30 protein-coding genes and 1 tRNA gene are annotated in these 25,576 nt (G+C 41.6%); 25 read left to right on the top strand and 6 right to left on the bottom strand.

What is annotated here, in order from left to right; translation table 11 throughout:
- Nucleotides 1-8 precede the first annotated feature (8 nt).
- The gene (locus LI149_RS04300; RefSeq protein ID WP_173785486.1) at nucleotides 9-416 is read right to left on the bottom strand and encodes a hypothetical protein; all 408 of its coding nucleotides are present in this window, start codon (nucleotides 414-416) and stop codon (nucleotides 9-11) included.
- A 177-nt stretch (nucleotides 417-593) separates the two neighbouring features.
- Entirely contained in the window at nucleotides 594-1,118 is a 525-nt protein-coding gene (locus tag LI149_RS04295; RefSeq protein WP_118399200.1) for a helix-turn-helix transcriptional regulator, read from the bottom strand.
- 166 nt (nucleotides 1,119-1,284) lie between these two features.
- Between LI149_RS04295 and LI149_RS15430 the strand changes: the two genes are divergently transcribed.
- The 4 genes from LI149_RS15430 to LI149_RS04280 all read left to right on the top strand — a co-directional run bounded on the left by LI149_RS15430 (nucleotide 1,285) and on the right by LI149_RS04280 (nucleotide 2,884).
- A complete protein-coding gene (locus LI149_RS15430) occupies nucleotides 1,285-1,419 on the top strand; it encodes a hypothetical protein (protein WP_005332445.1) in 135 nt (44 codons plus the stop codon).
- Nucleotides 1,416-1,988 carry a DUF4230 domain-containing protein gene (locus LI149_RS04290; protein ID WP_173785485.1) on the top strand — a complete coding sequence of 191 codons (573 nt, stop codon included), beginning with the start codon at nucleotides 1,416-1,418 and terminating at the stop codon, nucleotides 1,986-1,988. Before LI149_RS15430 ends, LI149_RS04290 begins: the two co-directional genes overlap by 4 nt.
- Nucleotides 1,989-2,183: 195 nt before the next feature.
- Nucleotides 2,184-2,648, top strand: a complete 465-nt coding sequence (locus LI149_RS04285; RefSeq protein ID WP_173785484.1) for a DUF1653 domain-containing protein — start codon at nucleotides 2,184-2,186, stop codon at nucleotides 2,646-2,648.
- A gap of 20 nt (nucleotides 2,649-2,668) precedes the next feature.
- Entirely contained in the window at nucleotides 2,669-2,884 is a 216-nt protein-coding gene (locus LI149_RS04280) for a response regulator (protein WP_227142994.1), read from the top strand.
- On the opposite strand, the gene LI149_RS04275 is transcribed toward LI149_RS04280, so the two are convergent.
- Nucleotides 2,855-3,478: a YdcF family protein gene (locus LI149_RS04275; protein ID WP_227142993.1), complete on the bottom strand. Its 624-nt coding sequence runs from the start codon at nucleotides 3,476-3,478 to the stop codon at nucleotides 2,855-2,857. The two genes, LI149_RS04280 and LI149_RS04275, sit on opposite strands and share 30 nt — an antisense overlap.
- A gap of 319 nt (nucleotides 3,479-3,797) precedes the next feature.
- Between LI149_RS04275 and LI149_RS04270 the strand changes: the two genes are divergently transcribed.
- From LI149_RS04270 to LI149_RS04245, 7 genes are all read left to right on the top strand, one after another.
- Nucleotides 3,798-5,036 (top strand): threonine/serine exporter ThrE family protein, encoded by a 1,239-nt coding sequence (locus tag LI149_RS04270; RefSeq protein WP_173785482.1) that lies wholly within the window; start codon nucleotides 3,798-3,800, stop codon nucleotides 5,034-5,036.
- Nucleotides 5,036-5,164, top strand: a complete 129-nt coding sequence (locus tag LI149_RS15425) for a hypothetical protein (RefSeq protein ID WP_255647437.1) — start codon at nucleotides 5,036-5,038, stop codon at nucleotides 5,162-5,164. Before LI149_RS04270 ends, LI149_RS15425 begins: the two co-directional genes overlap by 1 nt.
- The gene (locus LI149_RS04265) at nucleotides 5,127-6,140 is read left to right on the top strand and encodes a stage V sporulation protein AD (protein ID WP_173785481.1); all 1,014 of its coding nucleotides are present in this window, start codon (nucleotides 5,127-5,129) and stop codon (nucleotides 6,138-6,140) included. Before LI149_RS15425 ends, LI149_RS04265 begins: the two co-directional genes overlap by 38 nt.
- Before the next feature lie 44 nt (nucleotides 6,141-6,184).
- Nucleotides 6,185-6,541, top strand: coding sequence for a stage V sporulation protein AE (gene spoVAE / locus LI149_RS04260; protein WP_005332426.1), 357 nt, complete (start codon nucleotides 6,185-6,187; stop codon nucleotides 6,539-6,541).
- A gap of 424 nt (nucleotides 6,542-6,965) precedes the next feature.
- Nucleotides 6,966-7,736: an ABC transporter ATP-binding protein gene (locus LI149_RS04255; protein WP_227142992.1), complete on the top strand. Its 771-nt coding sequence runs from the start codon at nucleotides 6,966-6,968 to the stop codon at nucleotides 7,734-7,736.
- Between the two features lie 32 nt (nucleotides 7,737-7,768).
- Nucleotides 7,769-9,307, top strand: a complete 1,539-nt coding sequence (locus LI149_RS04250; RefSeq protein WP_173785479.1) for a COG1361 S-layer family protein — start codon at nucleotides 7,769-7,771, stop codon at nucleotides 9,305-9,307.
- The gene (locus tag LI149_RS04245; RefSeq protein WP_173785478.1) at nucleotides 9,264-10,682 is read left to right on the top strand and encodes an ABC transporter permease; all 1,419 of its coding nucleotides are present in this window, start codon (nucleotides 9,264-9,266) and stop codon (nucleotides 10,680-10,682) included. Before LI149_RS04250 ends, LI149_RS04245 begins: the two co-directional genes overlap by 44 nt.
- Before the next feature lie 58 nt (nucleotides 10,683-10,740).
- Here the strand turns inward: LI149_RS04245 and LI149_RS04240 are convergent, their stop codons facing one another.
- Both LI149_RS04240 and yfcE read right to left on the bottom strand, forming a co-directional pair.
- Complete coding sequence (locus LI149_RS04240) at nucleotides 10,741-11,004, bottom strand: hypothetical protein (protein WP_005332422.1); 264 nt, start codon at nucleotides 11,002-11,004, stop codon at nucleotides 10,741-10,743.
- 211 nt (nucleotides 11,005-11,215) lie between these two features.
- The gene (gene yfcE / locus LI149_RS04235; protein ID WP_227142991.1) at nucleotides 11,216-11,749 is read right to left on the bottom strand and encodes a phosphodiesterase; all 534 of its coding nucleotides are present in this window, start codon (nucleotides 11,747-11,749) and stop codon (nucleotides 11,216-11,218) included.
- A 133-nt stretch (nucleotides 11,750-11,882) separates the two neighbouring features.
- On the opposite strand from yfcE, the gene LI149_RS04230 reads away from it, so the two are divergent.
- Nucleotides 11,883-12,443: an N-acetyltransferase gene (locus LI149_RS04230; RefSeq protein ID WP_117495734.1), complete on the top strand. Its 561-nt coding sequence runs from the start codon at nucleotides 11,883-11,885 to the stop codon at nucleotides 12,441-12,443.
- A 65-nt stretch (nucleotides 12,444-12,508) separates the two neighbouring features.
- Here the strand turns inward: LI149_RS04230 and LI149_RS04225 are convergent, their stop codons facing one another.
- Nucleotides 12,509-13,372 (bottom strand): class I SAM-dependent methyltransferase, encoded by an 864-nt coding sequence (locus LI149_RS04225; RefSeq protein ID WP_173785476.1) that lies wholly within the window; start codon nucleotides 13,370-13,372, stop codon nucleotides 12,509-12,511.
- Nucleotides 13,373-13,601: 229 nt separating this feature from the next.
- Between LI149_RS04225 and LI149_RS04220 the strand changes: the two genes are divergently transcribed.
- From LI149_RS04220 to rplW, 13 genes are all read left to right on the top strand, one after another.
- A complete protein-coding gene (locus LI149_RS04220; protein WP_227142990.1) occupies nucleotides 13,602-14,303 on the top strand; it encodes a PHP domain-containing protein in 702 nt (233 codons plus the stop codon).
- A gap of 49 nt (nucleotides 14,304-14,352) precedes the next feature.
- Nucleotides 14,353-14,937, top strand: coding sequence for a sulfurtransferase-like selenium metabolism protein YedF (gene yedF, locus LI149_RS04215; protein ID WP_227142989.1), 585 nt, complete (start codon nucleotides 14,353-14,355; stop codon nucleotides 14,935-14,937).
- Nucleotides 14,938-15,094: 157 nt separating this feature from the next.
- Entirely contained in the window at nucleotides 15,095-16,135 is a 1,041-nt protein-coding gene (gene selD / locus LI149_RS04210) for a selenide, water dikinase SelD (RefSeq protein WP_081472141.1), read from the top strand.
- 39 nt (nucleotides 16,136-16,174) lie between these two features.
- Nucleotides 16,175-17,593, top strand: a complete 1,419-nt coding sequence (gene selA / locus LI149_RS04205) for an L-seryl-tRNA(Sec) selenium transferase (protein WP_227142988.1) — start codon at nucleotides 16,175-16,177, stop codon at nucleotides 17,591-17,593.
- Nucleotides 17,594-17,617: 24 nt separating this feature from the next.
- A complete protein-coding gene (gene selB / locus LI149_RS04200) occupies nucleotides 17,618-19,531 on the top strand; it encodes a selenocysteine-specific translation elongation factor (RefSeq protein WP_227142987.1) in 1,914 nt (637 codons plus the stop codon).
- A complete protein-coding gene (locus LI149_RS04195) occupies nucleotides 19,531-20,430 on the top strand; it encodes a selenium metabolism-associated LysR family transcriptional regulator (protein ID WP_168933223.1) in 900 nt (299 codons plus the stop codon). The genes selB and LI149_RS04195 overlap by 1 nt, the downstream gene beginning before the upstream one ends.
- A 158-nt stretch (nucleotides 20,431-20,588) precedes the next feature.
- Nucleotides 20,589-21,731: an aminotransferase class V-fold PLP-dependent enzyme gene (locus LI149_RS04190; RefSeq protein WP_173785474.1), complete on the top strand. Its 1,143-nt coding sequence runs from the start codon at nucleotides 20,589-20,591 to the stop codon at nucleotides 21,729-21,731.
- Between the two features lie 42 nt (nucleotides 21,732-21,773).
- On the top strand, nucleotides 21,774-22,010 hold the full coding sequence (locus LI149_RS04185) for a DUF3343 domain-containing protein (protein WP_005332406.1): 237 nt from the start codon (nucleotides 21,774-21,776) through the stop codon (nucleotides 22,008-22,010).
- A gap of 81 nt (nucleotides 22,011-22,091) precedes the next feature.
- Nucleotides 22,092-22,189 (top strand) — tRNA-Sec (locus tag LI149_RS04180).
- A gap of 1,290 nt (nucleotides 22,190-23,479) precedes the next feature.
- The gene (rpsJ, locus tag LI149_RS04175; protein WP_005332402.1) at nucleotides 23,480-23,797 is read left to right on the top strand and encodes a 30S ribosomal protein S10; all 318 of its coding nucleotides are present in this window, start codon (nucleotides 23,480-23,482) and stop codon (nucleotides 23,795-23,797) included.
- 72 nt (nucleotides 23,798-23,869) lie between these two features.
- Nucleotides 23,870-24,550 carry a 50S ribosomal protein L3 gene (rplC, locus tag LI149_RS04170; RefSeq protein WP_005332401.1) on the top strand — a complete coding sequence of 227 codons (681 nt, stop codon included), beginning with the start codon at nucleotides 23,870-23,872 and terminating at the stop codon, nucleotides 24,548-24,550.
- Between the two features lie 29 nt (nucleotides 24,551-24,579).
- Nucleotides 24,580-25,200, top strand: a complete 621-nt coding sequence (gene rplD / locus LI149_RS04165; protein ID WP_005332400.1) for a 50S ribosomal protein L4 — start codon at nucleotides 24,580-24,582, stop codon at nucleotides 25,198-25,200.
- Nucleotides 25,200-25,505 (top strand): 50S ribosomal protein L23, encoded by a 306-nt coding sequence (rplW, locus tag LI149_RS04160; protein WP_005332398.1) that lies wholly within the window; start codon nucleotides 25,200-25,202, stop codon nucleotides 25,503-25,505. The genes rplD and rplW overlap by 1 nt, the downstream gene beginning before the upstream one ends.
- Nucleotides 25,506-25,576 lie beyond the last annotated feature (71 nt).

Genomic DNA, 25,576 nt, shown 5'->3' with positions numbered 1-25,576 from the left:
AAAATTGCTTACTTCCCTCTAATTTCATATGCATATATTCTGTACAAAAATACTGAAAGCAGCATTGCGCCGAATGGAATACAGTATGATGAATTCGTATACACCCAAAGGAATAGATTTGTCATAATACTGCCTGTTACAAGTAATAAAAGTGCCGGCAAAGCAAGAGAAATCAATTCCTCAATAATTTTGAAATTTTTCGTATTGCATAGGAAAAGCATGAGCAGAAATGCAACCACATAGTAGATTGCATGCAGTCCATTTCCTAAATACATAATAATTGTTGCCTTCGGGGAATCAAAAAGTTTCCATAAGTGATTCTCATAGATTTTCAATTGTGATGTCGCAAAATAGTGAAGTACAAAGCTTAATATCAATCCACAATACAGTCCCCAAAATCGAAATCTACCTTTCATTGCATGTCCTCCTTGTATACTTTGTGCAAATGAATTGAAAATATTTCCCTGTGTCATTTATTGAATTATCATTATTTTCAGAATACTATGAAAACAGATAGATTGTCAATTTGATTATATCAATAGAATGGACTGACATATCAGTGCGGACTATGAGAAAAAATAATTAAAATATGTTTATTTCTGTTTTTTCAACCGTTCTTTTTCTTCCCGCAGCAGTGTGACATTCAGATCATTTTCGCTGGCGGTTTTATCAACCCAGAGATTCAGGGAATCTACGGCGAGGGAAATTTCATCCAGCTTCTGGCTGATAAATGCGAAATCTTTAATCTCATCATCGGAGATTTTCCCGTCTCGGACAATCTGGATCAGTCTGCCGGTGAGTGGATTGATTTCATTGAGACAGGCAATTGTCTCCAAGATAATATTGGAGAGTTCGCCGACTTCCACTTCCGGAACGTAACGCTGCCCGATGGCACATTTATGGGAGCAGTAGTAATTGCAAAGATCCGGGCGTTTGTAGCAGTCCGCCATCTGCACGACGTCGTAAGGAGTCGGCTCCTGTGTTTCGTATTCAATTTTTTCAATCCGGGAGGAAGAAACTCCTGCCATCAGCTCACTTGCTTTCTCGCGGGTGAGTTCTTTTTCTTCCCGGCATAACTGATAGATTGTCTTATTTTCACGCGTTGATTGTTTTCCCATAATTTATATAAATCCTTTATCAAAATTTGTGATGAGTCCATATTTCCCGAAATCCGCGGAATATCAATATTTATTACTCTTTATTGAATATGTATTATCATGTCTTAAGTTATTATACTGGAATCATCGAAAGACAGCAAGAACAAGTAATTAAGGCGGTGTGTAAATGAATGCAGAACACAGAATACGGCTGATACGGGTGATAGAAAAAATAGAGAAAAATCCAAAGTTCAGCAAAAAAATTGGTATCAAAGATAAGACAAAAGAAAAATTACAGGAAAGACGAGGAGTAAGAGTATGAAGAAAAAAATTAAGATTGGATTTGTGGTGTTAGTTTTCATTGTGGTAAGCGTATGTGGAATGTCTGTTTACAGGCATTTCACAGCGCCGAAAAAGGAAAGTGTTCCGCTTGAGACGGTGATTCAGAATTCATCGGATCTGACAACGCAGAAAATGGTGATTTCAGACGTGTTCGAGTGTACGAAAGGAAAGATTCCATTGCTCACAAAGAAAGATTTTCTGGTACAGTACAGAACAACCGTAACTGCCGGATTTGATGTAAGCGAAGCAGAAGTGGAAGAGACAAAGGATAAGGTGACAATCACGATTCCGCATTGCACAGTCGATGAAGATTCGGTCAAGATTAAATCCGACGACATCACACTATATGATACGAATTTTGCAATGTTAAATGTAGAACCGGAAGATCTTCTGGAGGTGTTGGGCGAGGCAGAGACACGGGCAAAGAAGTTAGCAGAATCTGATGAATACGGATTTATCGCGGCAGCAGATGCGAATGCAGAAAATGTAGTACACAGCCTGTATGATAACATTGTAGATGGAAGAAAAGTTGTGGTAGAGTTTAAGTAAAAAAACAAAAAAATCCCCTTGTTTTGTGGTAAAATTACGATATATGATGTCAGCACGAAGCACAAAGTAATTTGCAGGCATTGTAATGTAAAATTGAGCTACAAAATAAAGGGATTTTTTTCGTGAATAAATTTTTCAATCATTACTGGATTATGGCTGCGGGATTAGAGATTGATGAAAAAAGGAGATTAAAATATGCCAAGAGTAAGAATTATTAAGAAAAATGATGAGTATTCTTCCGAGTATGACTTGGGAGATATTTTTGAAATCACAGGAACCTGGTACGGCGGCGTACACATTGAGGGAAAATCCGGGGTTCCGGTTTCGTTGGACAAGGATGAATATATGGAACTGGACACAGAACCACAGGAGCAAAAGAATCCGGCGGCAGGTGATGTGCCGGAGCGGGACATTCTTGTAGGAGATATTGTGCAACATTTTAAACGGGAGTGGGTGCCTTCTGAAACTTCGGAATACTTATACAAGGTTCTGGCATTTGCGCAGCATACGGAGACGGGAGAGAAGCTGGTCGTTTATCAGGGGATGTATCCGCCGTTCAAGATATGTGCCAGACCGTATGATATGTTTATGAGTGAGGTGGATCGGGAAAAATATCCAAAGATCCGGCAAAAATACCGATTTGAAAAAATAAAATTGTAGGAGAGTAGCGCCAGAGAAGCGTGGATATTCAGATGCCGGTCATGGATGGCTACATGGCAACGAAAAAGATCCGAAGTCTGGAAGATTCGGATCTTGCAAATATTCCAATTATTGCACTTTCTGCAAATGCATTTGAGGAAGACAGAAAAGCATCGACCGATGCCGGAATGAATGGACATCTGGCAAAACCGGTCAATGTATCAGAATTATTGAAAATGCTTTGTAAACTGCTTTAGCAAAAATTTGATTTCTGCAAAATATTCCCGGAACATATTGTTCGGCAGATATACTTTCGTGGAGCCGCAGGAAATACCGTAAGCGTTTGGTATCTTCTGCGCCCGCGCAATCTGCATAGCGCGGAACATATGAAAATCATTGGTCAAAATCCCAATGGTATTCGTTGTGTTGCTATCCAGTGTGTGATTTATCGTATCTGCAGAAATCAGTTTCATGCTGTTAGTCAGATTCTGAGCGGTGGTGGTTGATTTATCCTCCAGAATAATGCGCCCGGAATCAATTCCGCGTTTCACCAGATAATCTGCCATGCAGCTTGCCTCTGTAAAGGGTTCGTTAGATCCCTGGCCGCCGGTGACAATGCATCGGGTTTCCGGATTTGCAGACAGATATTCATAAGCCTTGTCCAGTCGAAATTTTAGGACCGGGCTTGGACCATTTTTACAGACTTGTGCACCTAACACGATAAGATAGTCCAGATTATCAGGACCCGCTACATGCATCTGGCTTATGATTAGTCCTTCAATAATAAGGAAAGATGCCAGACAACCGGCAAATATAATGACAATTCCTTTTTTTAGAATATCAGGGAACATTTTCCATAGATTAAAATGAATTCCCAAAGCAACGCATATAAAAAAGACAGCCAAAACGAGCCAGACTGCGAAAAATGCTGTACCAGAGCCAATAGCGCGGACTGCAATGCCGTATGTGCCACATACTAAAGCCAGTATAATGCATAAAAGAAATAAAAAAGTGTGCATGTAAATGATAAACCTTTCTACAAATTTATTTACATTCTATCATAGATTGGTAAGAAATCCTACCTTTTTACATTGTATCGAAAATGTGAAAGCTTTATAATGGAACGATAGAAATTCGAATGAAAAATGTTGATAAAAAGGGGATAAGCAGATGGATTATAACCGGATCGTGCAGGAAATATTAAATATTGGAGAAGAGCTGTTGAAAAGCGGGGCAGAAATATTTCGTGTGGAGGACAGTCTGTATCGCATGTGCAGAAGTTATGGATTTGTGCGAAGTGACGTCTATGCTTCGCAGATTAATATTCAAATGACGGTGGAGACGCCCGAAGGAGAGATTATCACACAGATCCGTTATATTGAAATGACGAGTCCTCATTATGATAAACTGGATCAGCTTAATAACTTGTCCAGATATGTTTGTGCCAATACTCCGAAACAAGCAGAGATTCATGAACGTTATGAAAAAATTGCAAAAAGTAAAGTACTTGCATTTCCACTTATGGTGTTAGCACAGATCGTAAGTGGAACTTCATTTGCAATTTTTTTCGGAGGAGGACGAAATGATGCGATTGTAGCCGTTTTTGCGTCGGCTGCAATGGCACTTACCGGATACTGGATTGGAAAACAGGAAAAGAATCCGATGATTTATAATCTGGTCCTCGCATTTGTAACAGAGATGGTGATACTTTTAGCAGAAAAAATGGGAGTTGCAATTCATTCGGATCGTATCATGATCGGGATTGTCATGGTGATGATCAGCACCCTTGGCGTGATCAATGGACTGCGTGATGTTGTTCAGAGAAACTTTACTTCCGGAACTCTGGAGATTATGAATTCTGTGCTTGGAGCCCTCGGAATTGCATTTGGAATTGCTTTAGCAATGAAAATGTTGCGTGGCGGTGGAAATGCGGGAGGAGCAGTGCTAAACTCCAATATATTTGTGCAGGCGGTTTCGGTGTCAGTCGGAAGTATCGGACTGGCTGGAATTTATCAGATACGTGGCAAAAAAGTTATTTATTCAGGGATCGGAGCATTTCTGACATGGACAGTCTATCTGATCGTGAGACAATTCGGCGGCAGTTATTTGTTCGGAATGCTTCTGGCATCTGTATTTGTGGGAATGTATGCATTTGTAATGGCCAGAATGAATAAAGCGCCGTCCACAATCTTTCTGACAGCATCCGTATTTCCGCTGATGCCGGGAGCCAATCTTTATTATATGATGTACGGCTGCGTGAAGCAGAACCTGACGCTTGCCGTAGAACATATGATTCTTCTGGTGGAGACCTGTCTGATGATCGTATTTGGATTTTTACTTGTGGATATTTTATCGAGAAGCGTGATGCGGATTTTGGGACAGGAATATCATATTGGAAAGAATCCGTAATGGAAAAAATAATCGGATCAGGGGAATATTTTGCCCGAAAAAGAAACATACTACTTGTATTCTTTGAAAAAGAAAAGGGAGTTGGAATACATGAAATTAGTAAAAGGGGCGCAGAGTATAGCATATGACCGGGCACCTTATCTCATCAGCAGTGCATCTGTTGTCGGGAAAAAAGAAGGGGCAGGGCCGATTGGAGAAATGTTTGACCTGGTCGGAGAAAGTGATTTGTTTGGAGAAAATACGTGGGAGGAAGCAGAGAGCACGATGCAAAGAGAGGCCTGTCTGCTTGCCATGGGAAAGGCGCATGTCAGCCAGAATCAGGTACGGTATCTGTTTGGCGGGGATCTTCTAAGACAGGGAATTGCAACGAGCATGGGAGTGGAAAAACTGCAGATTCCGATGTTCGGGCTTTACGGGGCGTGTTCAACATCGGGAGAAGCATTGGCATTGGCATCTATGAGTGTGGCAGCAGGATATGGCGAATATATACTTGCAGTGACCTCCAGTCATTTTGGAAGTGCGGAAAAAGAATTTCGTTTTCCACTAAGTTATGCGAATCAAAGACCATTGTCTGCCCACTGGACTGTGACTGGAAGTGGAGCGTTTCTTGTGGGGAAAAAGGAGAGCCATGTGAGGATAAGTGGTCTGACAGTGGGGAAAATTGTGGATTACGGTCTGAAAGATTCGCAGAACATGGGAGCGTGTATGGCGCCGGCGGCCTGTGATACAATCTGGCAGAATTTACAGGATTTTGGAAGAACGCCGGAAGATTATTCCCGGATTATTACCGGAGATCTCGGATATGTGGGACAGAGCATTCTTTTTGATCTGCTGCTTGAAAAAGGTTATGATATCCGTGGAAAACACCTAGACTGTGGTATGACGATCTTTGATCAGCAGACCCAGGACACCCATGCGGGAGGCAGCGGATGCGGGTGCGCGGCAACGGTACTTTCAGCATACATTCTTCCCAAAATCGAACGGGGAGAATGGGAACGTGTGTTGTTTGTGCCTACAGGAGCACTCATGTCTACGGTCAGCTACAACGAAGGTGCAAGCGTGCCGGGGATTGCCCACGCGATTGTGTTGGAGCATGAAGCTTAGAATATAAGTAGATCTTTGGTTTTCGAAATGGAGAGGAGACAGATATGGATTATATAAAAGCATTTATTATAGGCGGAATCATCTGTGCTCTGACGCAGATCCTGTTGGATAGGACAAAACTAATGCCAGGGCGTATCATGGTACTTCTAGTGTGTAGCGGGGCAGTTCTTGGAGCGATTGGAATCTATCAGCCATTCCAGGATTTTGCCGGAGCTGGTGCGAGCGTACCATTGTGTGGGTTCGGGAACCTTCTTTGGAAAGGGGTCCAAGATGCTGTAGATCAGGAAGGATTCATCGGAGTGTTCCTGGGAGGATTCAAAGCCAGTGCAGTCGGTATCAGTGCAGCATTAATATTCGGATATCTCGCATCATTGATATTCAGTCCTAAAATGAAAAGATGACTTTTTATATCGCTCAGATTAGACAGGATTTTCTATGCCTGCTGCGTCATATATTACAGTTTTCTCCGCAAACTCGCCAAAAGGCAGGCTCAGACAGTGCTCCGAAAACTGAATTATACTCGCAGGCATAACGAAAATCCTGCCATTAATCCTCGCGATGTAGAAAGTTCAGGCGGAAGTTGTGTGCGGGGACTTGGTGTGCTCGTTCCTGCGAAAGCCTCACTATAGTCACCAAGAAATTAAACATGAAACATAAAAATTAAGAAATACTTCATAATTTCTACCGGAAGTATTTCTTTTTTTATGTTTTAATGAACGTATGTAATATATAATTGAGAAAATAGATTTTTCAATTCTTCAAGAATGAAAAATCTGTATAACAATGTATATAAAGGAATTAAACATAAACCAAGAGGGAGGGTATATGGAAAAAGTCATAGAGGTAAAGAATCTGTATAAACTCTACCGCGTGGGTGATGAAGTCGTGCGTGCCTTAGATGGCGTAGATTTTAATATTTATAAGGGCGAGTTCTGCGCGATTGTCGGAACATCAGGATCTGGTAAATCGACCCTTCTGAATATGCTGGCAGGGCTTGAAAAACCGACAAAAGGCGAGGTCATCATTAGCGGCGAGCATATTGAAAAGAAGAATGAAGAAGAGCTGGTAAAGTTCCGGCGGGACAATGTAGGATTTATCTTTCAGTCTTTCCACCTGCTGGGGACTATGAATGCAGTGGAAAATGTAGCTCTGCCGTTGAGCTTTCGCGGAGTCCCGAAAGATGTAAGATTAAAAAAAGCGGATAAGATGCTGGATCTTGTAAATCTTGGAAAGCATAAGAAACATATGCCAAACCAGATGTCTGGCGGACAGCAGCAGCGAGTCGGTGTAGCGAGAGCGCTTGTGGTAGATCCGAAGATTATTTTTGCGGATGAACCAACGGGAAATCTGGATTCCCATACATCGGAAGAGGTCATGAAACTGATGCAGCAGGTAGTAAGGCAGCAGAAGAAAACATTAGTCATGGTAACTCACGATAATCATCTCGCGACCTATGCAGACCGGGTATTTCATATCAGCGACGGTAAGATCATCAAGATAGAAGATCATCGGTCAGGAACTGAACATACAGAAGATAGAGATAAAGCGATTTCGGGAAATATGAATCCAGGAGATACAGAATATTTAAAAAGATAGAAAGAATGGGAGTAGTAAGGAGGAACAGGAAAATGACAAAATCAAGGAGAGTAATGGCGGTCATTGTAGCGGCGCTATTGATTGTAGCAATGATCCTGCCGGGGCTGGTGGTGAAGGCAGAGGCAGCAGACGGAGAAGAAACCGGAGAAACTGGCCCTGTGACCACGAAGGTGACGATTAAGTCCAAGGATAATAAAACACTGCAATATAAACCGGGAGAATCCCAGAAGTGGACACTGGTGATCACTAATAAGACAGAGCAGGATTTGAGTAATTTATCTGTATCTCCGGATATGGGTGGTGAAAATGCAGATGCATGGCCATTCAAGACGGATTATCAGAAATATGAGCAGAAAATTGATACACTGAAAGCTGGACAGAAGACAGAGATTTCTTTTGATTTTTTGCAGAGAGACGACGCCGGAACACGCAGATATTACATTCCATTTTCTGTATATGAAGGTGATAATGATAAGCCAATCGCAACCCATAAATTATATGTATACGCGACAGAAAAGCCGCAGGCAGATAACTCTCAGAATCAAGGTGACAATGGAAATGGTGGCGATGCTATGACAGCTTCTGTTGGCAATGACGAGCCGGCAGTCTACAGTGGTGGCGGCAGTGGAAGCAGTTCCGATGGATCTGTACCACGAGTAATCGTAACAGGGTTTGATACCAATCCGGCAGAGGTACATGCAGGAAGTGATTTTACACTGACGATTCATTTGAAAAATACATCGAAGAAAACAAAAGTCCAGAATATGTTGTTTGAGCTGGAAGCTCCGACGGAAGGTACTGATGAGCAGACAAGTGCGCCGGCATTTCTGCCAACTTCCGGTTCGAATTCTATTTATCTTAATGGAATTAAAGCTGACGGTACCGCAGATATTTCTATTACATTGAATGCGAAAGCGGATCTGCTGCAGAAGCCGTACAGCATCAATTTGAGCATGAAGTACGAAGATTCACAGGCAACCCAGATTGAATCTTCTTCATCAATCTCTATTCCGGTAAAACAGGACGCAAGATTCGAATTCAGCGAATTTGAAATCAGCCCTCAGACCATCGAGGTCGGCGGTGAGACAAATGTTATGTGCAGTCTTTATAATCTGGGAAGAATTAAACTGTATAATGCAAAAGCCAGATTTGAAGGCAATGGAATCAAAAAACAGGAGATTTTCATCGGAAATGTGGACGCAGGTGCAACCGGTTCTATTGATGCCATGTTGCAAGGTGAAAAAGTGACGAATGGAAATTCTAAGATCACGATGACTCTTTCTTATGAAGATGAATCGGGAAATATATCTGAAACTACGAAGGATTTTGAGCTGGAAGTTACTGAAGCAGTAGATGACTCTGATATGTATATGAATACAGACGGTGATGTGGACGCAGGCAGCAGCGGATTTCCGGTTGTTCCGGTCGTAGTAGTGATCGTGATCATAGCCGGTGCAGTGGCAGCAGTAGTATTTGTAAAGAAAAAGAAGAAAAAGCAGATGTTAAATGAAGAGGAGGAGCTGCTGGATGAGTTGGATAGATCTTCTGAGGATGAGCGCGAGCAACCTTAAAAGACGAAAGCTTCGTACATTTCTTACGGTGCTCGGAGTCGTCATCGGAACAGCATCTATCGTAGTTATGGTGTCTCTTGGACTTGGACTTCAGAAATCAGTCTATGATGAGATGGAGCAGTCAGGGGGACTTACGACTATAAACGTAACGGGCAGCGAATCTGTCGGAGATGGGATGATGTATTCATCGAACTCCGATAATTCCGATGAGGCAAGCAAATATATTGATGACAATTGTGTGAAAAAATTCGGTGAGCTGGAACATGTAAAAGCAGCAGCACCAATCTATGAAACATCCGCAATTTGTCTGAAAGGGAAATATGAAGGATATATTTCCCTGTACGCAAGTACACCGGAGGGCTTGAGAATGAGAGATATCAAGCTGGCAGATGGAGGAACTCTTCCAAAATCCGGGACTGGAAAGCTGGAGCTGGTTTATGGTAACAATGTTCTGGCCAATTTCAGTGAGAGAGGAAATAATTCATCAGGATATTGGGAGACAGGAGAACTTCCGGACATTGATCTGATGAAGGATTCTATGTTTATGATCCTGGATCAGGATGCTTATTACAACAGTCAGAGTTCCGGTGGGCTTCAGGCCGATGCAGGAACTGACGGAAATGGAACATCCAATGTTCCGCAGTCAGCCAAGAAACATATTGTAACTGCCAGTGGCGTTGTGGCAGGAGGTGTTGACGATTATAATATGAATTCCTACTATGTATTCTGTGATCTGGATACATTAAAACAGATTATGAAAAAGGAATTCAAAGGAAGAGTGATTCCGGGGCAGCCGTCTACAAAGTCAGGGAAAGCCTACAAAGAATTCTATTATTCTTCAGCGCAGGTCAAAGTAGATGATATGAGTAATGTCAATGATGTGGCAAAACAGATCCGCGAGATGGGGTATAATGTAGAGACAAATGTTGAATATATGGACAGCATGAAAAAGCAGATGGCAGTGATCCAGGCAGTGCTTGGTGGAATCGGAGCTATTTCCCTGATTGTTGCAGCAATCGGAATTGCAAATACGATGATGATGTCCATATATGAGAGAACAAAAGAGATCGGAGTCATCAAAGTACTTGGCTGCAGCCTGAAAAACATTAAGCAAATGTTTCTGATTGAAGCAGCATTTATCGGACTCCTCGGTGGAATAGTCGGAAATATGGTGAGCTTTGCAATGTCGGGTGCGATCAATATGGTAACAGCACAAAGTTCGGCACTGGGAGTAGAAGGAAATATTTCTTATATTCCGGTATGGCTGGTACTTATTTCTCTTGGATTTGCGATGCTGGTCGGAATGGTGGCGGGATATTTCCCGGCGCTTCGGGCAATGAGACTGAGTCCGCTTGCGGCAATCCGCAGTGAATAAAGTAAGCAAGAACAGGTGAAAAGGGGACAGGTGAAAAAATCACCTGTCCCAAAGTCTTTTATTCTTCTATTATATGAATTTCCAGATAGTCAAATTCAATAGAATCTACGAAGTTATCCTGATGAAATCTTGTCTTTGCATGTCTTTTGAATTCATCAATATTGGAATCCAGCCAGATTGGATTGCTCAGATCAAATTCATGGCAGACTTCGTCAATCGCATGAAAAATTTTGTGTGTGCGGGTGTCATCGTTATCAACTTCTATGACAGTATCCCGCAGCATTCTATTATCTTTAAATTCTTTTGCCCATAATCGGAACATAGAAAATCCTCCTTGTATAATTTTTAGCGGTTGATAATAATGATGTAATCGGATTGCTCCATTGCTATGCAATTCCCGCAATCCTTGAACACCTCGAACTCCCATAAAATGGTGTATTCACACCATTTTATTTCGTCCTCGGTGTTCAGCGTGTCAAAAAGTATAAATTGCTTATTTGTGCGAGCACAAACACAATTTATACTTTTGACACTTACATCATATCGATTACATTTCCGTCCAGATCTTTCCAGATGAATTCCTGGTCATAGATCATATATCCATGTGCGGAATTCTCTTTTGGAATAGACACAGAACCTGGATTCATGTAAATGAAATCAGCCATATCCTGATTTGCAGGAATGTGTGTGTGTCCATTCAGGAGAATATCTCCCTTCTTTAACATAGGCGGATTTGCAGGATTATGGTGATGACCGTGAGTTGCAAAAATAGTATGACCGTCCAGCTCAATAAAACAGTAATCGGCAAGAATTGGGAATTCCAGTACCATCTGGTCTACTTCGGTGTCGCAGTTGCCGCGGACACATAACAGATTCTCTTTCATAGCATTTAACATAGCAATGACAGCCTTTGGGTTGTAGTCTTTTGGCAGATCATTTCTTGGCCCATGATAAAGAAGGTCACCTAATAATAATAGTTTGTCAGCTTTTTCCCTTTTGTATGCTTCAATCATTTTCTCACAATAATATGCAGAACCATGTATATCAGATGCAATCATTAATTTCATAAGTTTTATTTCCTCCAGAATTCGTAAATATATTTAGTTACAACTTTTCTACGACGGATTATAGCACAAAAGAAAGCGGTCGTGTATAATTATGATAAATTCGAGTAGATTTTAAACAGAAGGGAATGGAATTATGGAAAACGAAGTACTTAAAATATATGAATATGCGGAGCAGACGATAGAGATTTCGCTTGTAAAGGAAGAGGAAATACCTGTGATGCTGGAACTGATGAATACAATATATCAGGAGCTCCCGGACAAGAGCTGGTTTAGCATGGACAGCGAGGAGAATCTTATACGATATATGTCAACTTCCGGATTTGCTTTAAAAGCTCAGGTATTTGGGAGAGATGGGCAAGGGAAATTGGCAGCAGTCTTTGTAGCGCGGACATCAGAACTTGGGGAAGAAAATCATGGAAAATATATGAATTTAAAGGAAAAAGATCTTGAACGTGTTGCGCATATGGAGATTGCAATGGTAGATAAAAAATTTCGAGGAAGAGGATTACAAAAGAAACTGATGGAAGTTGCAGAAGATCGTCTGGAACTTTTGGGATTTCGTTGGCTTATGGGGACAGCTCATCCGGAAAATGTATATAGTGTACATAATTTTCAGAAGCTGGGATACGAGATCGTGGCAGAAGCATTGAAATACGGTGGGTTCCTGAGATATGTTTTCTGTAAAGAAATATAAAAATATCCAGAAAATAAATGTGAAAAAGAATCATTTGTTTTCTGGATATTTTCTAATTTTGAATATTAGTTGTCAGCTTCCCAGCGCCCGGAAGCTCCACAAGGAAGAACTAGTCCGGAACTTGTGACCGGAAGGCCGATTTCCTGGGAATCCACATGTCCGTGGAAAGATTTTAATTCTGTTCCGAGCATGTAAGTTAATACGGCAGGAGCAAGCCCTGTTGTATAGGAGTTGATCAGGAAGAAAAGTGGATCCTCAGAAAGAATCTGAGTACACAGCTTAATAAGTGGATGAATGGCATCCTCGATCTTCCAAATCTCACCTTTTGGTCCGCGACCGTAAGACGGCGGATCCATAATGATAGCATCGTAATGATTGCCGCGGCGGATTTCTCGTTCTACAAATTTTACACAGTCATCTACAAGCCAGCGAATCGGTTTATCGGACAATCCGGATGATGCGGCATTCTCCTTCGCCCAGGCTACCATACCTTTGGAAGCGTCTACATGAGTGACATGTGCGCCGGCAGCGGCTGCTGCAAGTGTAGCTCCGCCGGTGTAGGCAAACAGGTTCAGAACTTTGACCGGGCGTCCGGCATTGCGGATCTTATCACCGAACCAGTCCCAGTTCGTTGCCTGCTCCGGAAAAAGTCCAGTGTGTTTGAAACTGAATGGTTTTAAATTGAATGTCAGCTCACCATAGTGAATTTGCCACTGTTCTGGTAAATCAAAAAACTCCCATTCACCGCCGCCTTTTTTGCTGCGGTGGTAGTGACCGCTCATATGCTTCCAGCCTTTTTCTTTTTTTGGGGTATCCCAGATGACCTGCGGGTCCGGGCGTACCAGTGTGTAATCACCCCAGCGTTCCAGTTTTTCGCCGCCGCTGCAGTCGATGACTTCATAATCTTTCCATTTATCTGCAATCCACATAATAAAACTCCTTTAAAATTTATATAGAAAATCATTGGATATTTTACGGATTTTACCGTTCAGACTGAAGTACAGTGCTATTTTGCACAAAAACTCAGTATCATAAGTGTAGCATAGGCACAGCACATTTTCAATTATAGATATTTTCTATATAAACGGACAATTATTATAAAAGTCAATTTGAAGATGTGCGAGAATCCTCTTATAATATAAAGAGGAGGGAGAAATTATGTTTATTGACACACACATGCACGAAATGACATATTCACCAGACAGCTTCCTGAAGCTGGAAGAGATGGTTCGGATCGGTAAGGAGAAAGGGCTTGGAGCGCTTTGCATTACGGATCATGACAGTATGGGGCTTAAGGACTATGCAGCAGAATATACAGCGAGGACAGGCTTCCCGATTTTTGTTGGGATTGAGTTTTATTCTCTTCAGGGAGACATTGTCGCATTTGGAATTGAAGATTACCCGAAAGAGCGGATCCCGGCACAGGATTTTATAGATCTTGTAAAAGCACAGGGAGGCGTTTGTTTTGCAGCGCATCCATTCCGCAATAATAACCGTGGCCTGGAGGAGAATCTGGCTTTGGTACACGGCCTGGACGGTGTGGAAGTACTCAATGGAAGTACATCTTTTGCAGCATGTATGAAAACAGCGGCATATGCAAGGCAGTATGGATATTTTACACTTGGTTCCAGTGACTGTCATGTGCCGGAAAAAGTCGGTGTGTGTGCGACATATTTTCCAAATGAGGTCAGAACGATGGATGAATTCCTGACAGAGTTCAAAAAGGGACAGATGAAGCCGGCATATTATGTTCAGGGTGGTTATCGTGTCCTGGAAGTCCAGAATAACGACAAAAAAGTCCCCGATAGTATAAAAATACCATTTACCTTTCCAGCTAGAAGTGATAGTATGTATCTATAGTGCGCGTAAGAAGTGGTATATTTAAATAAAAGAAAGGTGGAAATATACAATGATTACAGTTGACGCAATGGGAGATAACTGCCCGATTCCGGTTATCAAGACAAAAAAAGCAATGGATGCACTTACAGGACCGGAGACAATCGAAGTATTAGTTGATAACGAGATTGCCGTACAGAATGTGACAAAGATGGCTACAAGTGCCGGAGGAAAAGTTACATCTGAGCAGAAAGCTGAGAAAGAGTATGTTGTTACGATTGAGATGGAAGGAGCACCGGCAGCAGAGGATGATGCGCAGGACGACAATACAGTTGTTGTAATAAGCTCTGACCGCATGGGTACAGGTAACGATGAACTTGGTAAAGTCCTGATCAAAGGATTTATTTTTGCTGTAACTCAACTTGATAAATTACCAAAGACTATGCTTTTCTATAATGGAGGAGCAACACTTACAACTGAAGGATCTGATTCATTAGAAGATCTGAAATCTCTGGAAGCACAGGGAGTAGAGATTATGACATGTGGAACATGTCTGGATTACTATGGATTAAAAGACAAGCTTGCAGTAGGTTCTGTGACGAATATGTACAGCATTGTTGAGACACAGGCAAAAGCAACTAAGATCATTAACCCATAAGATGAGCACGCGAAGGGCGTGCCAGATGCTGTCTTGGGGGACAGCTCTGGAATTACCGGATTGAGATGAAAAGAGGAGCCTTCTGTTGTGACTGAATGGAAAGCTCCTTTTATTCATATATAATTATTTATTCAACATTGAGGAGGAATTAAGAAAAATGAAAACAAATGTCAAGTTGACTAGCTTAAGCAAGACTTCGGGGTGAGCGGCCAAAATAGGTCCGGAGACCCTTGCTCAGGTACTGAGTAAGCTGCCAAAATTTCAGGATGATAAGTTAATAGTAGGGATTGAGACATCCGATGATGCAGCCATCTATAAAGTCACTGACGATATCGCGATGATTCAAACGGTAGATTTTTTCACTCCGATTGTTGATGATCCTTATATGTTCGGACAAATCGCCGCAGCCAATTCATTGAGTGATGTATGGGCTATGGGTGGGGAACCGGCGGTTGCACTGAATATTGTTGGATTCCCGAATTGTCTGGATCCGGCAATCCTTGGTGATATACTGGCTGGTGGTGCAGATAAAGTAAAAGAAGCAGGAGCAGTGCTGGTAGGCGGACATTCTGTACAGGACGATGAGCCGAAGTATGGATTGTGCGTGTCTGGTTTTGTACATCCTGACAAGATATTCAAGAACTATGGATGCAGACCGGGAGATATTCTTGTATTGACAAAACAGATCGGAAGCGGTGTGGTAAATACAGCAATCAAAGCTGATATGGCATCACCTTCCGCAATCCGTGAAGCGGAGACGGTCATGGCGTCATTGAATAAACTTGGAAAACAAGTAGTTGAGAAATTCGACGTATCTGCATGTACAGATATTACAGGATTTGGACTTTTAGGACACTGTGTAGAGATGGCATCTGCCAGTGAAGTAACTTTCGAGATCAATGTCCGTGATATCGAATATTTTGCAGATGCAATTGACTATGCGAAGATGGGACTTGTTCCGGCGGGGGCATACAAGAACCGCGGATATTCTATCGATCAGGTCGAGGTTGGACATGTGGAAGATTTCTATCTGGATCTTCTGTATGATCCACAGACATCAGGTGGATTGTTGATGAGTGTGGCACCGGAGAATCTTCAGGAGATGCTTGCAGATTTTCGCGCGGCACATATGGATACTAAGGTTTCTATTATTGGAAAAGTGGCAGAGAAGAGCGATAAGCTGATTCGTCTGTATTAGTCAGACGAACAAAAGAATAAGAAGGGGAACAAAGAAGTCATGAATAAGAATATGTTATACCGCAGCATTCCGAAAGTGGATGTATTGCTGGAAGACCCGGAGATTCAGGGTCTGATTGAAACATACAGCCGGGATACGGTAGTGGAATCGATTCATTTGGAGATGGATGCACTTAGAAAATATATCGGAACATGCGAGGATGAGGAAAAGGCAAAAGAACAGATTGGGAATCTGAATATGAATGTTCGAAGAACAGTAACTGCCATGCATACACCGAATATGCGTTCAGTCATCAATGGTACAGGAACGATTCTTCATACGAACCTTGGACGAGCACCGATCAGCCAGAAACACATGAATCGGATCGCTCAGATTGCAACGGGATATTCTAATCTGGAATACAATCTGGAAGCCGGAAGACGCGGAGAGAGATATTCACATTTTGAAAAACTGCTCTGTAAGATTACAGGTGCAGAGGCTGCAATGGCGGTAAATAATAACGCGGCAGCTGTTATGCTTATTTTAAGTTCCCTTGCAAAAGGAGGCGAAGTCGTTGTATCCCGCGGTGAGCTTGTTGAAATCGGTGGAAAATTCCGGGTTCCAGATGTTATGGAACAAAGTGGAGCAACACTGGTAGAAGTCGGAACGACTAACAAGACACATTATGATGATTATGAGAGTGCAATTACAGAAGAGACAAAGGCGCTTCTGAAAGTTCATACAAGTAATTATCGAATCGTAGGATTTACAGATACAGTAGGAATTGATGAATTGATTCCGATTGCGAAAGAACATGATATCCCGGTCGTTGAAGATCTGGGAAGCGGTGTTCTGATCGATCTTAGCAAATATGGGATCACTTATGAACCTACTGTTCAGGATTCCATCAGAAAAGGAGCAGATGTGGTGTGCTTCAGCGGTGATAAGCTGCTTGGAGGTCCGCAGGCTGGAATTATTATCGGTAAGAAAAAATATATCGATATGATGAAAAAGAACCAGCTTACTCGTGCTCTTAGAATTGATAAATTTACAGCAACAGCACTGGAACTGGTACTTCAGGAATACCTGTCTGAGGAAAATGCAATCCAGAATATTCCGGTACTTAAGATGATTACAAAGTCTTATGACGAGACGGTTGCAGAAGCAAAGACATTTAAGCGTATGCTTCAGAGAGCAAAGCTGCCTGCAGCTTATGAAGTTGTGGATTGTGAATCTCAGATTGGCGGAGGATCTCTTCCGCTGGAACGAATTCCAAGTGCTGCAGTTACAATCCATCCGGAAAAGATCAGTGTTCCGGAACTGGAAGAACGTATGAGACATTTGCCTGTTCCGATTATTCCAAGAACGGTAAATGATACGATCCTTTTGGATGTGAGAACATTGGATAAAGATGCAATGACACTTGCTGTAAAGCAGTTAAAAGAGATGGATATATTAGAAGAAACAAGCCTTTTATAGAGACAATTAGGAGTATAGAGACAGATGAAGAATATTATCATTGGTACAGCCGGACATATCGATCATGGAAAGACAACTTTGATCAAAGCTCTTACAGGAAGAAATACAGACCGCTGGGAAGAAGAACAGAAGAGAGGAATCACCATAGATCTTGGATTTACATATTTTGATCTTCCAAGTGGAGACCGTGCGGGAATTATCGATGTTCCTGGACATGAGAGATTTATCAACAATATGGTGGCCGGAGTTGTAGGAATGGATCTGGTGCTTCTTGTTATTGCGGCGGATGAAGGAATTATGCCACAGACAAGAGAACATATGGATATCTTACATCTTCTGGGAATTGAAAAGAGTATTATTGTCCTGAATAAATGCGATATTGTAGATGAGGAATGGCTGGAACTAGTGGAAGAGGAAGTGCGTGAAGAATTAAAAGGCACATTTCTGGAAAAAGCACCGGTATGTAAGGTGTCTGCTGCAACCGGTCAGGGACTGGAAGAACTGATTCAGGTGATCGAGCATATGACAAGTGATGAAGTTGTAGCTAAAGATGTGAATACAATTCCGAGACTTCCGATTGACCGCGCATTTACATTGTCCGGGTTTGGCACGATCATTACCGGAACCCTTGTGTCTGGTACGATTCGTAAAGAAGATACTCTGGAAATGTATCCGATTGGCAAAGAGTGCAAGATTCGCAGCATTCAGGTGCATGGCCAGGATAAAAAAGAGTGTTATGCGGGACAACGTGTGGCAATTAATCTGTCTAATGTTAAGAAAAAAGAAATTCAGCGAGGCTGTGTGCTGGCACCGCCGGCAAGTATGAAAAATACAGACTTGCTGGATGTAAAGATGAATATACTGGATTCCTCTATGCGGGTATTGACGAATCATACGAGATTACATCTGTTTACAGGAACGAGTGAAATTTTATGTCGTGCAGTCCTTCTTGATAAAGAAGAGATTGGACCAGGTGAGAGTGGATATGTTCAACTTCGCCTGGAAGATGAAATTGCAGTACGCAGAGGCGATAAGTTTGTAGTCCGTTTTTATTCTCCGATGGAGACGATTGGGGGAGGCGTGATTCTTGAACCAAATCCGGGTGTGAAGAGACGTTTTCAACAAGATGTGATTGAAGAACTTAAGAGAAAAGAATCCGGTTCTTCAGCGGATGTAATTGAACTTCATATAAAAGAACATGGAGACACAATGATCACTTCTGCAGAACTTGCAAAGCTGACGGCATTGTCCATGGATGAGGTGAACCAGGATATAGAAGAATTAAAAGAGAATGGTCAGATTTTTGTATTCCCGATGAAAAAAGATACATTTACATGGCATGCGGATTCAAAACGTGGAGCAGTACAGGCAATTGTGAAGAGTCTGGAATCCTATGAAAAAGAGAATCCGTATCGTTATGGAATGAAGAAAGCGGAAGTGCAGATGACACATTTTAAGGGAATGAAACCGAATGTGTTTGATAAAGTCGTTGAGCTGTTGGAAACTGAGGAATATGTGAAACGTGTCGGAGAATTTTTGTGCACACCTCAGTTTGAAATAAAGAAAGATGAGACGTATAACAAGATAGCAAAGACCGTGCTTGGTACATTTGAAAGTGCGAAATATGACTTTGCAAAATATTCAGAGATTGACTTTGGAAAGACTCCAAGAGCAACGGCTGATGATATCCTGAATGTATTGTTGGTCGAGGGTAAAGTAGTAAAAATCGCAGAAGATATGTATACACTGACGGAATATATGGAAGAAGCAAAGAATATCATTCGGGAGAAATTAGCGGAAGAACCGGTTATTACTATTGCTCAGGTACGAGATATATTTGCGACCAGCCGAAAGAGTGCAAAACCAATTTTGGAATATATGGACAGTATCAAAGTTACCAAGAAAGTCGGAGCGGAAAGTGAAAGGGTAGCATACTAATGAACTTGAAACAATTAGAGGCTTTTGTACAGGTATCTGAAAGCGGCAGCTTTTCGAAAGCTGCCAAAGAACTTTTCCTGACACAGCCGACAATCAGTGCGCATATTTCCTCCCTGGAAAAGGAATTGAATGTACGGTTATTTATAAGAAATACAAAAGAAGTAAGTCTGTCAGATGACGGAAAAGATCTGTACCGTTATGCGAAGCAGATCACAGATCTTGAAAAGGCGATAGAAGAACGGTTTTATATGGATAGTGATGATGGAAAACATTTTATCACAATTGCGGCATCAACAATACCTGCGCAGTATCTTCTGCCGAAAATATTGATGTGTTACAGAGAACGCTATCCAAAAGAGCAGATTAAGATTATGGAAACCGATAGTAGTGAAGTGGTTACACAGGTTGTAGATCACATGGTCGATGTCGGCTTTACAGGTACTGTACTTGAGAAAAAGCACTGCAAGTACATACCTTTCTATAAGGATGAACTGGCTGTGATCACTCCGGATACACCGGAATATAGAATACTGAAAGAACAGAATCGTGATGACATTGACTGGATCAAAAGGAAACCGCTGATTTTACGTGAAGAAGGATCAGGTACTAGAAAAGAAGCGGAAAAACAGTTGAAAAGTGCTGGAATATCCATGGAGACTTTGGATATTGTGGCGAGCATTGCGAATCAGGAGACAATTAAAAAGTCTGTAAAACAAGGCATGGGGATTACGGTTCTTTCCAGACTGGCAGCTGAGGATGAAGATGGCCTGCTTATATTCCCGATTCCGGGCGCTGATGAAGGACGAGATATCAATCTGGTCTATAATAAAAATTATCAGATGACAAGATCGGCAGACCGTTTTATCCGGATCGTAAAGGAAGTATATGACATAGAATAGTGGTTACGGAACATATAAGTGACTATGAAATATATAAATGACTATGAAATATATCAGTGACTTGTTTAAAGAAAGAGATAGAATTAAGTTTGTACAATGATGTTGGGACCCTGGCATCATACAATAAATATATAGAAGCGACGAAAGGGGATATTAGCGTGATATATATGGATAATGCAGCAACGACTATGCATAAACCGAAGACGGTGATCGATGCGGTAGTCGCAGCTATGAGTTCTATGGGAAATGCCGGACGTGGTGCGAATGAGGCGTCTTTAAGTGCATCAAGAATTATTTATGATACGAGAGAACGGCTTGCAAAATTATTTGGGGCAGAAAATCCGAAGCAGATTGTGTTTACAATGAATTCGACAGAGAGCCTGAATATTGCGATTAAAGGATTGATTGAACCGGGAGATCATGTGATCACAACCATGCTGGAGCATAACTCTGTGCTTCGACCACTCTATGAGATGGAAGAAAGAGGCGCGAAGCTTACGATTATAAAAGCAGACAAGCAGGGAAATTTTTCCTTGGAAGATATGGAAGCTGCGATCACGCCAAAGACAAAAGCTATAGTATGTACCAATGGTTCCAATCTTACAGGAAATTATGTGGATGTTGCAGCTGTCGGTGAGATGGCACATAGACACGGAGTTCTTTTGATCGTAGATGCATCTCAGACGGCGGGAGTATTTCCGATTGATGTTCAGAAAATGAATATTGACGTGCTTTGTTTTACTGGACACAAAGGTCTGCTTGCTCCGCAGGGGACCGGAGGTCTGTATGTCAGAGAAGGGCTCACGGTGCAACCATTGTTGAGCGGTGGAAGCGGAGTTCAGACTTACAATAAAAAACATCCGGTGGAGATGCCGACAGCATTGGAGGCAGGAACACTCAATGGTCATGGTATTGCGGGAATGAATGCAGCTCTTGCATATCTGGAAGAGACTGGAATTGACACGATCAGGGAGCGCGAGCAGGAACTGATGTGGAAATTTTATGAAGGTGTTAAAGATATTCCGAATGTTACGGTATATGGTGATTTCAGCACAAAGAACCGTTGTGCGATTGTCGCACTGAATATTGGAGATTATGATTCAGCAGAGGTCAGTGATGAATTGCTTACGGAATATGGTATTTCTACAAGACCGGGTGGTCATTGTGCGCCGCTGGCACACGAAGCACTTGGAAATGTAGAACAAGGAGCAGTGAGATTTAGTTTTTCCCATTACAATACAGATGAGGAAATTGAAACTGCAATCCGTGCAATTGAAGAGCTTGCACAGGATGAAGAGTAAAAAAAGATAAAGCATAACTTGAGATAGAAAAGGAAGACACTGATGAGAAAAAAAGAATTGAAACTGGTAGTTACTTTCCATACAACTGCAGATGCGATGGCTATGGAAAAGGCATGTAAAGAGAATAATACACCGGGCAGAATCATCCCGGTTCCAAGAGCTATTTCAGCAGGATGTGGACTTTCCTGGTGCGCGGCACTTGACGAGAGAGAAGAGATCGTTGCCATGATGGAGAAGGTCGGGATTGAACCAGAAGACCTGCATGAGTGTCTTGTATAAAAAAATACAATAAATACTTGTAAAATATCGAAAAATATGATATTCTATCATAGCGTGATTAAAACGTGCGTAATTTAATACGGGGGTAGTTGGGTAACTGGTGTGCCTCCTAGTCTTCAAAACTAGTGTGGGGCGTTAAGAGCGTCCCGGGTGGGTTCGATTCCCACATGCCTCCGCCAAAAGAGAGGTTTCAGATCCATTGCAAGAGCGATGGATCTTTTTTTGTATAATAGGAAATTGCATTTCCTATTATACAAAAAGCCTCCGGCAGGATGCGCACTGCGGCGTATACTGAAGATGTCGCAAGCGACCACCGCAGGCGCTAGAATGTGCCAAGGCACATTCTTTGTTCTAAAATAGGGAAAAATGTAAGAAAATGCATTTTTATATATAAAAACTCATTGAGAAAAACGAAAGAAATTGAAAATAGAATCTTTAAAATAATCAGGGAAGAAAAAAGGAGGACAATAAATTACAGGAAACTTCAAAAAAGAACGATAAGTTACAAAAATAATAGAAAAACATTATGAAAAACATTAATTATATAGAAGTACAATAAATAGAATGGGTAAATTGACTAAAAGAGTAGAGAATGAAAATGCTTATTTGTCATATCGTATAAAAATACAAAAAAACACTGGGATTCAATTGACGAAAGCGCTTGCAAGTGGTATATTATAAGCAACTTAAAGATGTTCAGACCAACGGCGGTTATCTTAATATGATTCATATAGATGGCTGCTATTATATTTTGAGACATGTTTAAGTTAAATGACAACTTTGGTTGTGATTGCAGTTAAGCTGTTGCCGACTGTTTCCCCCAAGAACAGTCTTGCAACGGTAAACTCCAATTAATATATATACTTCCTCTTCGGAGGAGCATTCCCCAGCTTTGTATATAATAACAAACTGCAATGCAACGAGGAAAACCTCTCAATGACATACCAAAAAGAAAGAGCACGACATGAGCAGATGTCGTGCTTTTTCTTTTGTCCGTTCAAGTCGAACATCCGTGAGACTTGGCGCATGATTCTGGTCAGCAAAGCTGACATATTCCTATCAGAATCACTGCGCATCCTCGCAGCAAGAATGCCTCGGCATTCTTGAAAGAAGAACCCCCAAATGTGCGCAAACCTTGAAAATACGTGGTTTTTAGATTGTACTGGAAAAAGTACAAAAAAATAAAAAAAAGACTTGCATTATTGCCTTGGATTAGATATACTAAGAGAGCTGTGACATGATAGCAATGAAGCGCGAGGTTGCCGTCGAGAATGACGGGTTTTCCGTGGAGCGAATGTCAAGTTAGGAAACTGGCGACAAGTCACTGTACGAATCAAAAACTGATTACTGATTACCATTAGGTATAAGTATGAAACAACGTGTGAGTTTCTCACGACACACACGGGAGAGTGTACAGTCACCGCTTGTCGTACTGAAGTTAAAAGTACGAAAAGGAGGCGACTTTTTTTATGGCAAGTCAAGTAATGAGAATCACATTAAAAGCGTATGATCATCAGTTAGTAGATGCATCCGCAAAAAAAATCATCGAAACTGTAAAGAAGAACGGAGCACAGGTGAGCGGACCGGTTCCACTTCCAACTAAGAAGGAAGTTGTAACAATCTTAAGAGCTGTTCACAAGTACAAAGACTCCAGAGAGCAGTTCGAGCAGAGAACTCATAAGAGACTGATCGATATCGTAACACCTACACAGAAGACTGTAGATGCGTTATCAAGATTAGAGATGCCAGCAGGTGTTTATATCGATATCAAAATGAAAAACAAATAAGACACAGTAATTCCTAAAATTTAGGATGAACGCCAAGTTGCGTTCCGCTGTAAATCACAGGAGGTAATTATAATGAAGAAAGCTATCTTAGCTACAAAAGTCGGAATGACTCAGATCTTCAATGAAGACGGAACACTGACACCTGTAACTGTACTTCAGGCTGGTCCTTGTGTAGTAACACAGATCAAGACTGTAGAGAATGACGGTTACGAAGCTGTACAGGTTGGATTCGTTGACAAGAAAGACAAAACTGTAAACAAAGACAAAAATGGTAAAAAGGAAATCGTTCATCGTCATGGTGTAACCAAGGCTGAACAGGGACATTTCGCAAAAGCTGGAGTAACTGGAAAGAGATTCGTAAAAGAGTTCAAATTCGAGAACGCAGCTGATTATGCACTTGCACAGGAGATCAAAGCTGACATTTTTGAAGCTGGCGACAAGATCGACGCTACTGCCATTTCTAAAGGAAAAGGATTCCAGGGTGCTATTAAGAGACACAACCAGCACAGAGGACCTATGGCTCACGGTTCTAAATTCCATCGTCATCAGGGATCTAACGGTGCTGCATCTGATCCGAGTAAAGTATTCAAAGGAAAGAAGATGCCAGGACACATGGGAAGCAAAAAGATTACAATTCAGAATCTTGAAGTTGTCCGTGTAGATGCAGAGAACAACCTTCTTTTAGTAAAAGGCTCTGTACCGGGACCTAAGAAATCCTTAGTAACAATTAGAGAAGCAGTAAAAGCTAACTAGGTTTTGACGAGGAAGGAGGAAGACTTAAAATGGCAAACGTATCTGTTTATAATATCGAAGGTAAAGAAGTTGAGACAATCGAATTAAGCGATGCGGTATTTGGTGTTGAGGTTAACGAGCACCTTGTACACATGGCAGTTGTTAATCAGCTTGCAAATAACCGTCAGGGAACACAGAAAGCTAAAACACGTTCTGAAGTTTCCGGTGGTGGAAGAAAACCATGGAGACAGAAAGGAACTGGTCATGCAAGACAGGGTTCAACAAGAGCTCCACAGTGGACAGGCGGCGGAGTAGTATTCGCACCAGTACCGAGAGATTACTCATTCAAGATGAACAAGAAAGAGAAGAGAGCAGCTCTGAAATCCGCTCTTACTTCCAGAGTAGAAGAGAATAAGTTCATCGTAGTTGACTCACTTACATTTGATGAGATCAAAACAAAGAATGTAGCAAACGCACTTAAGAACTTAAACGTATCTAAAGCATTAGTAGTATTAGAGGACGGAAATGTTAACGCAGAGCTTTCTGCAAAGAATATCGCTGGTGTTAAAACAGCTAAAACTAATACGATCAATGTGTATGATGTTATGAAATACAACACAGTAATCGCAACAAAGGCTGCTGTTAAAGCAATCGAGGAGGTGTACGCATAATGGCAAACGTTCAGTATTATGATGTAATCCTTAAACCAGTTGTAACTGAGAAGACAATGGAGCTCATGGGAGATAAGAAATACACATTCCTTGTACACCCGGAAGCAACAAAATCTCAGATCAAAGAAGCCGTTGAGAAAATGTTCGACGGAACAAAGGTAGCGAAAGTTAACACAATGAACTGCGAAGGAAAGAAGAAAAGAGTTCGCGGAACATTCAAATATGGTAAGACTGCTGCAACAAAGAAAGCAATCGTACAGTTAACTGAGGACAGCAAAGATATCGAGATCTTCCAGGGTCTCTAAGATCTTTGGAGAGCACATGAGGAAACTCGCCGAGTGCTCAATGCATACGGAAAGCAACCGTGATAATAAAC

Source organism: Dorea sp. 210702-DFI.3.17, from assembly GCF_020560825.1.
Classification (GTDB): Bacteria; Bacillota; Clostridia; order Lachnospirales; family Lachnospiraceae; genus Dorea; species Dorea formicigenerans.
Note: the sequence above shows the minus strand (reverse complement) of the source record. Positions and strands in the feature narration are given on the sequence as shown.

Coding starts and splice junctions, on each gene's coding strand:
- LI149_RS04300 (WP_173785486.1), bottom strand. CDS start 416: ATGAAAGGTAGATTTCGATTTTGGGGACTGTATTGTGGATTGATATTA.
- LI149_RS04295 (WP_118399200.1), bottom strand. CDS start 1,118: ATGGGAAAACAATCAACGCGTGAAAATAAGACAATCTATCAGTTATGC.
- LI149_RS15430 (WP_005332445.1), top strand. CDS start 1,285: ATGAATGCAGAACACAGAATACGGCTGATACGGGTGATAGAAAAAATA.
- LI149_RS04290 (WP_173785485.1), top strand. CDS start 1,416: ATGAAGAAAAAAATTAAGATTGGATTTGTGGTGTTAGTTTTCATTGTG.
- LI149_RS04285 (WP_173785484.1), top strand. CDS start 2,184: ATGCCAAGAGTAAGAATTATTAAGAAAAATGATGAGTATTCTTCCGAG.
- LI149_RS04275 (WP_227142993.1), bottom strand. CDS start 3,478: ATGTTCCCTGATATTCTAAAAAAAGGAATTGTCATTATATTTGCCGGT.
- LI149_RS04270 (WP_173785482.1), top strand. CDS start 3,798: ATGGATTATAACCGGATCGTGCAGGAAATATTAAATATTGGAGAAGAG.
- LI149_RS15425 (WP_255647437.1), top strand. CDS start 5,036: ATGGAAAAAATAATCGGATCAGGGGAATATTTTGCCCGAAAAAGAAAC.
- LI149_RS04265 (WP_173785481.1), top strand. CDS start 5,127: ATGAAATTAGTAAAAGGGGCGCAGAGTATAGCATATGACCGGGCACCT.
- spoVAE (WP_005332426.1), top strand. CDS start 6,185: ATGGATTATATAAAAGCATTTATTATAGGCGGAATCATCTGTGCTCTG.
- LI149_RS04255 (WP_227142992.1), top strand. CDS start 6,966: ATGGAAAAAGTCATAGAGGTAAAGAATCTGTATAAACTCTACCGCGTG.
- LI149_RS04250 (WP_173785479.1), top strand. CDS start 7,769: ATGACAAAATCAAGGAGAGTAATGGCGGTCATTGTAGCGGCGCTATTG.
- LI149_RS04245 (WP_173785478.1), top strand. CDS start 9,264: ATGAGTTGGATAGATCTTCTGAGGATGAGCGCGAGCAACCTTAAAAGA.
- LI149_RS04240 (WP_005332422.1), bottom strand. CDS start 11,004: ATGTTCCGATTATGGGCAAAAGAATTTAAAGATAATAGAATGCTGCGG.
- yfcE (WP_227142991.1), bottom strand. CDS start 11,749: ATGAAATTAATGATTGCATCTGATATACATGGTTCTGCATATTATTGT.
- LI149_RS04230 (WP_117495734.1), top strand. CDS start 11,883: ATGGAAAACGAAGTACTTAAAATATATGAATATGCGGAGCAGACGATA.
- LI149_RS04225 (WP_173785476.1), bottom strand. CDS start 13,372: ATGTGGATTGCAGATAAATGGAAAGATTATGAAGTCATCGACTGCAGC.
- LI149_RS04220 (WP_227142990.1), top strand. CDS start 13,602: ATGTTTATTGACACACACATGCACGAAATGACATATTCACCAGACAGC.
- yedF (WP_227142989.1), top strand. CDS start 14,353: ATGATTACAGTTGACGCAATGGGAGATAACTGCCCGATTCCGGTTATC.
- selA (WP_227142988.1), top strand. CDS start 16,175: ATGAATAAGAATATGTTATACCGCAGCATTCCGAAAGTGGATGTATTG.
- selB (WP_227142987.1), top strand. CDS start 17,618: ATGAAGAATATTATCATTGGTACAGCCGGACATATCGATCATGGAAAG.
- LI149_RS04195 (WP_168933223.1), top strand. CDS start 19,531: ATGAACTTGAAACAATTAGAGGCTTTTGTACAGGTATCTGAAAGCGGC.
- LI149_RS04185 (WP_005332406.1), top strand. CDS start 21,774: ATGAGAAAAAAAGAATTGAAACTGGTAGTTACTTTCCATACAACTGCA.
- rpsJ (WP_005332402.1), top strand. CDS start 23,480: ATGGCAAGTCAAGTAATGAGAATCACATTAAAAGCGTATGATCATCAG.
- rplC (WP_005332401.1), top strand. CDS start 23,870: ATGAAGAAAGCTATCTTAGCTACAAAAGTCGGAATGACTCAGATCTTC.
- rplD (WP_005332400.1), top strand. CDS start 24,580: ATGGCAAACGTATCTGTTTATAATATCGAAGGTAAAGAAGTTGAGACA.
- rplW (WP_005332398.1), top strand. CDS start 25,200: ATGGCAAACGTTCAGTATTATGATGTAATCCTTAAACCAGTTGTAACT.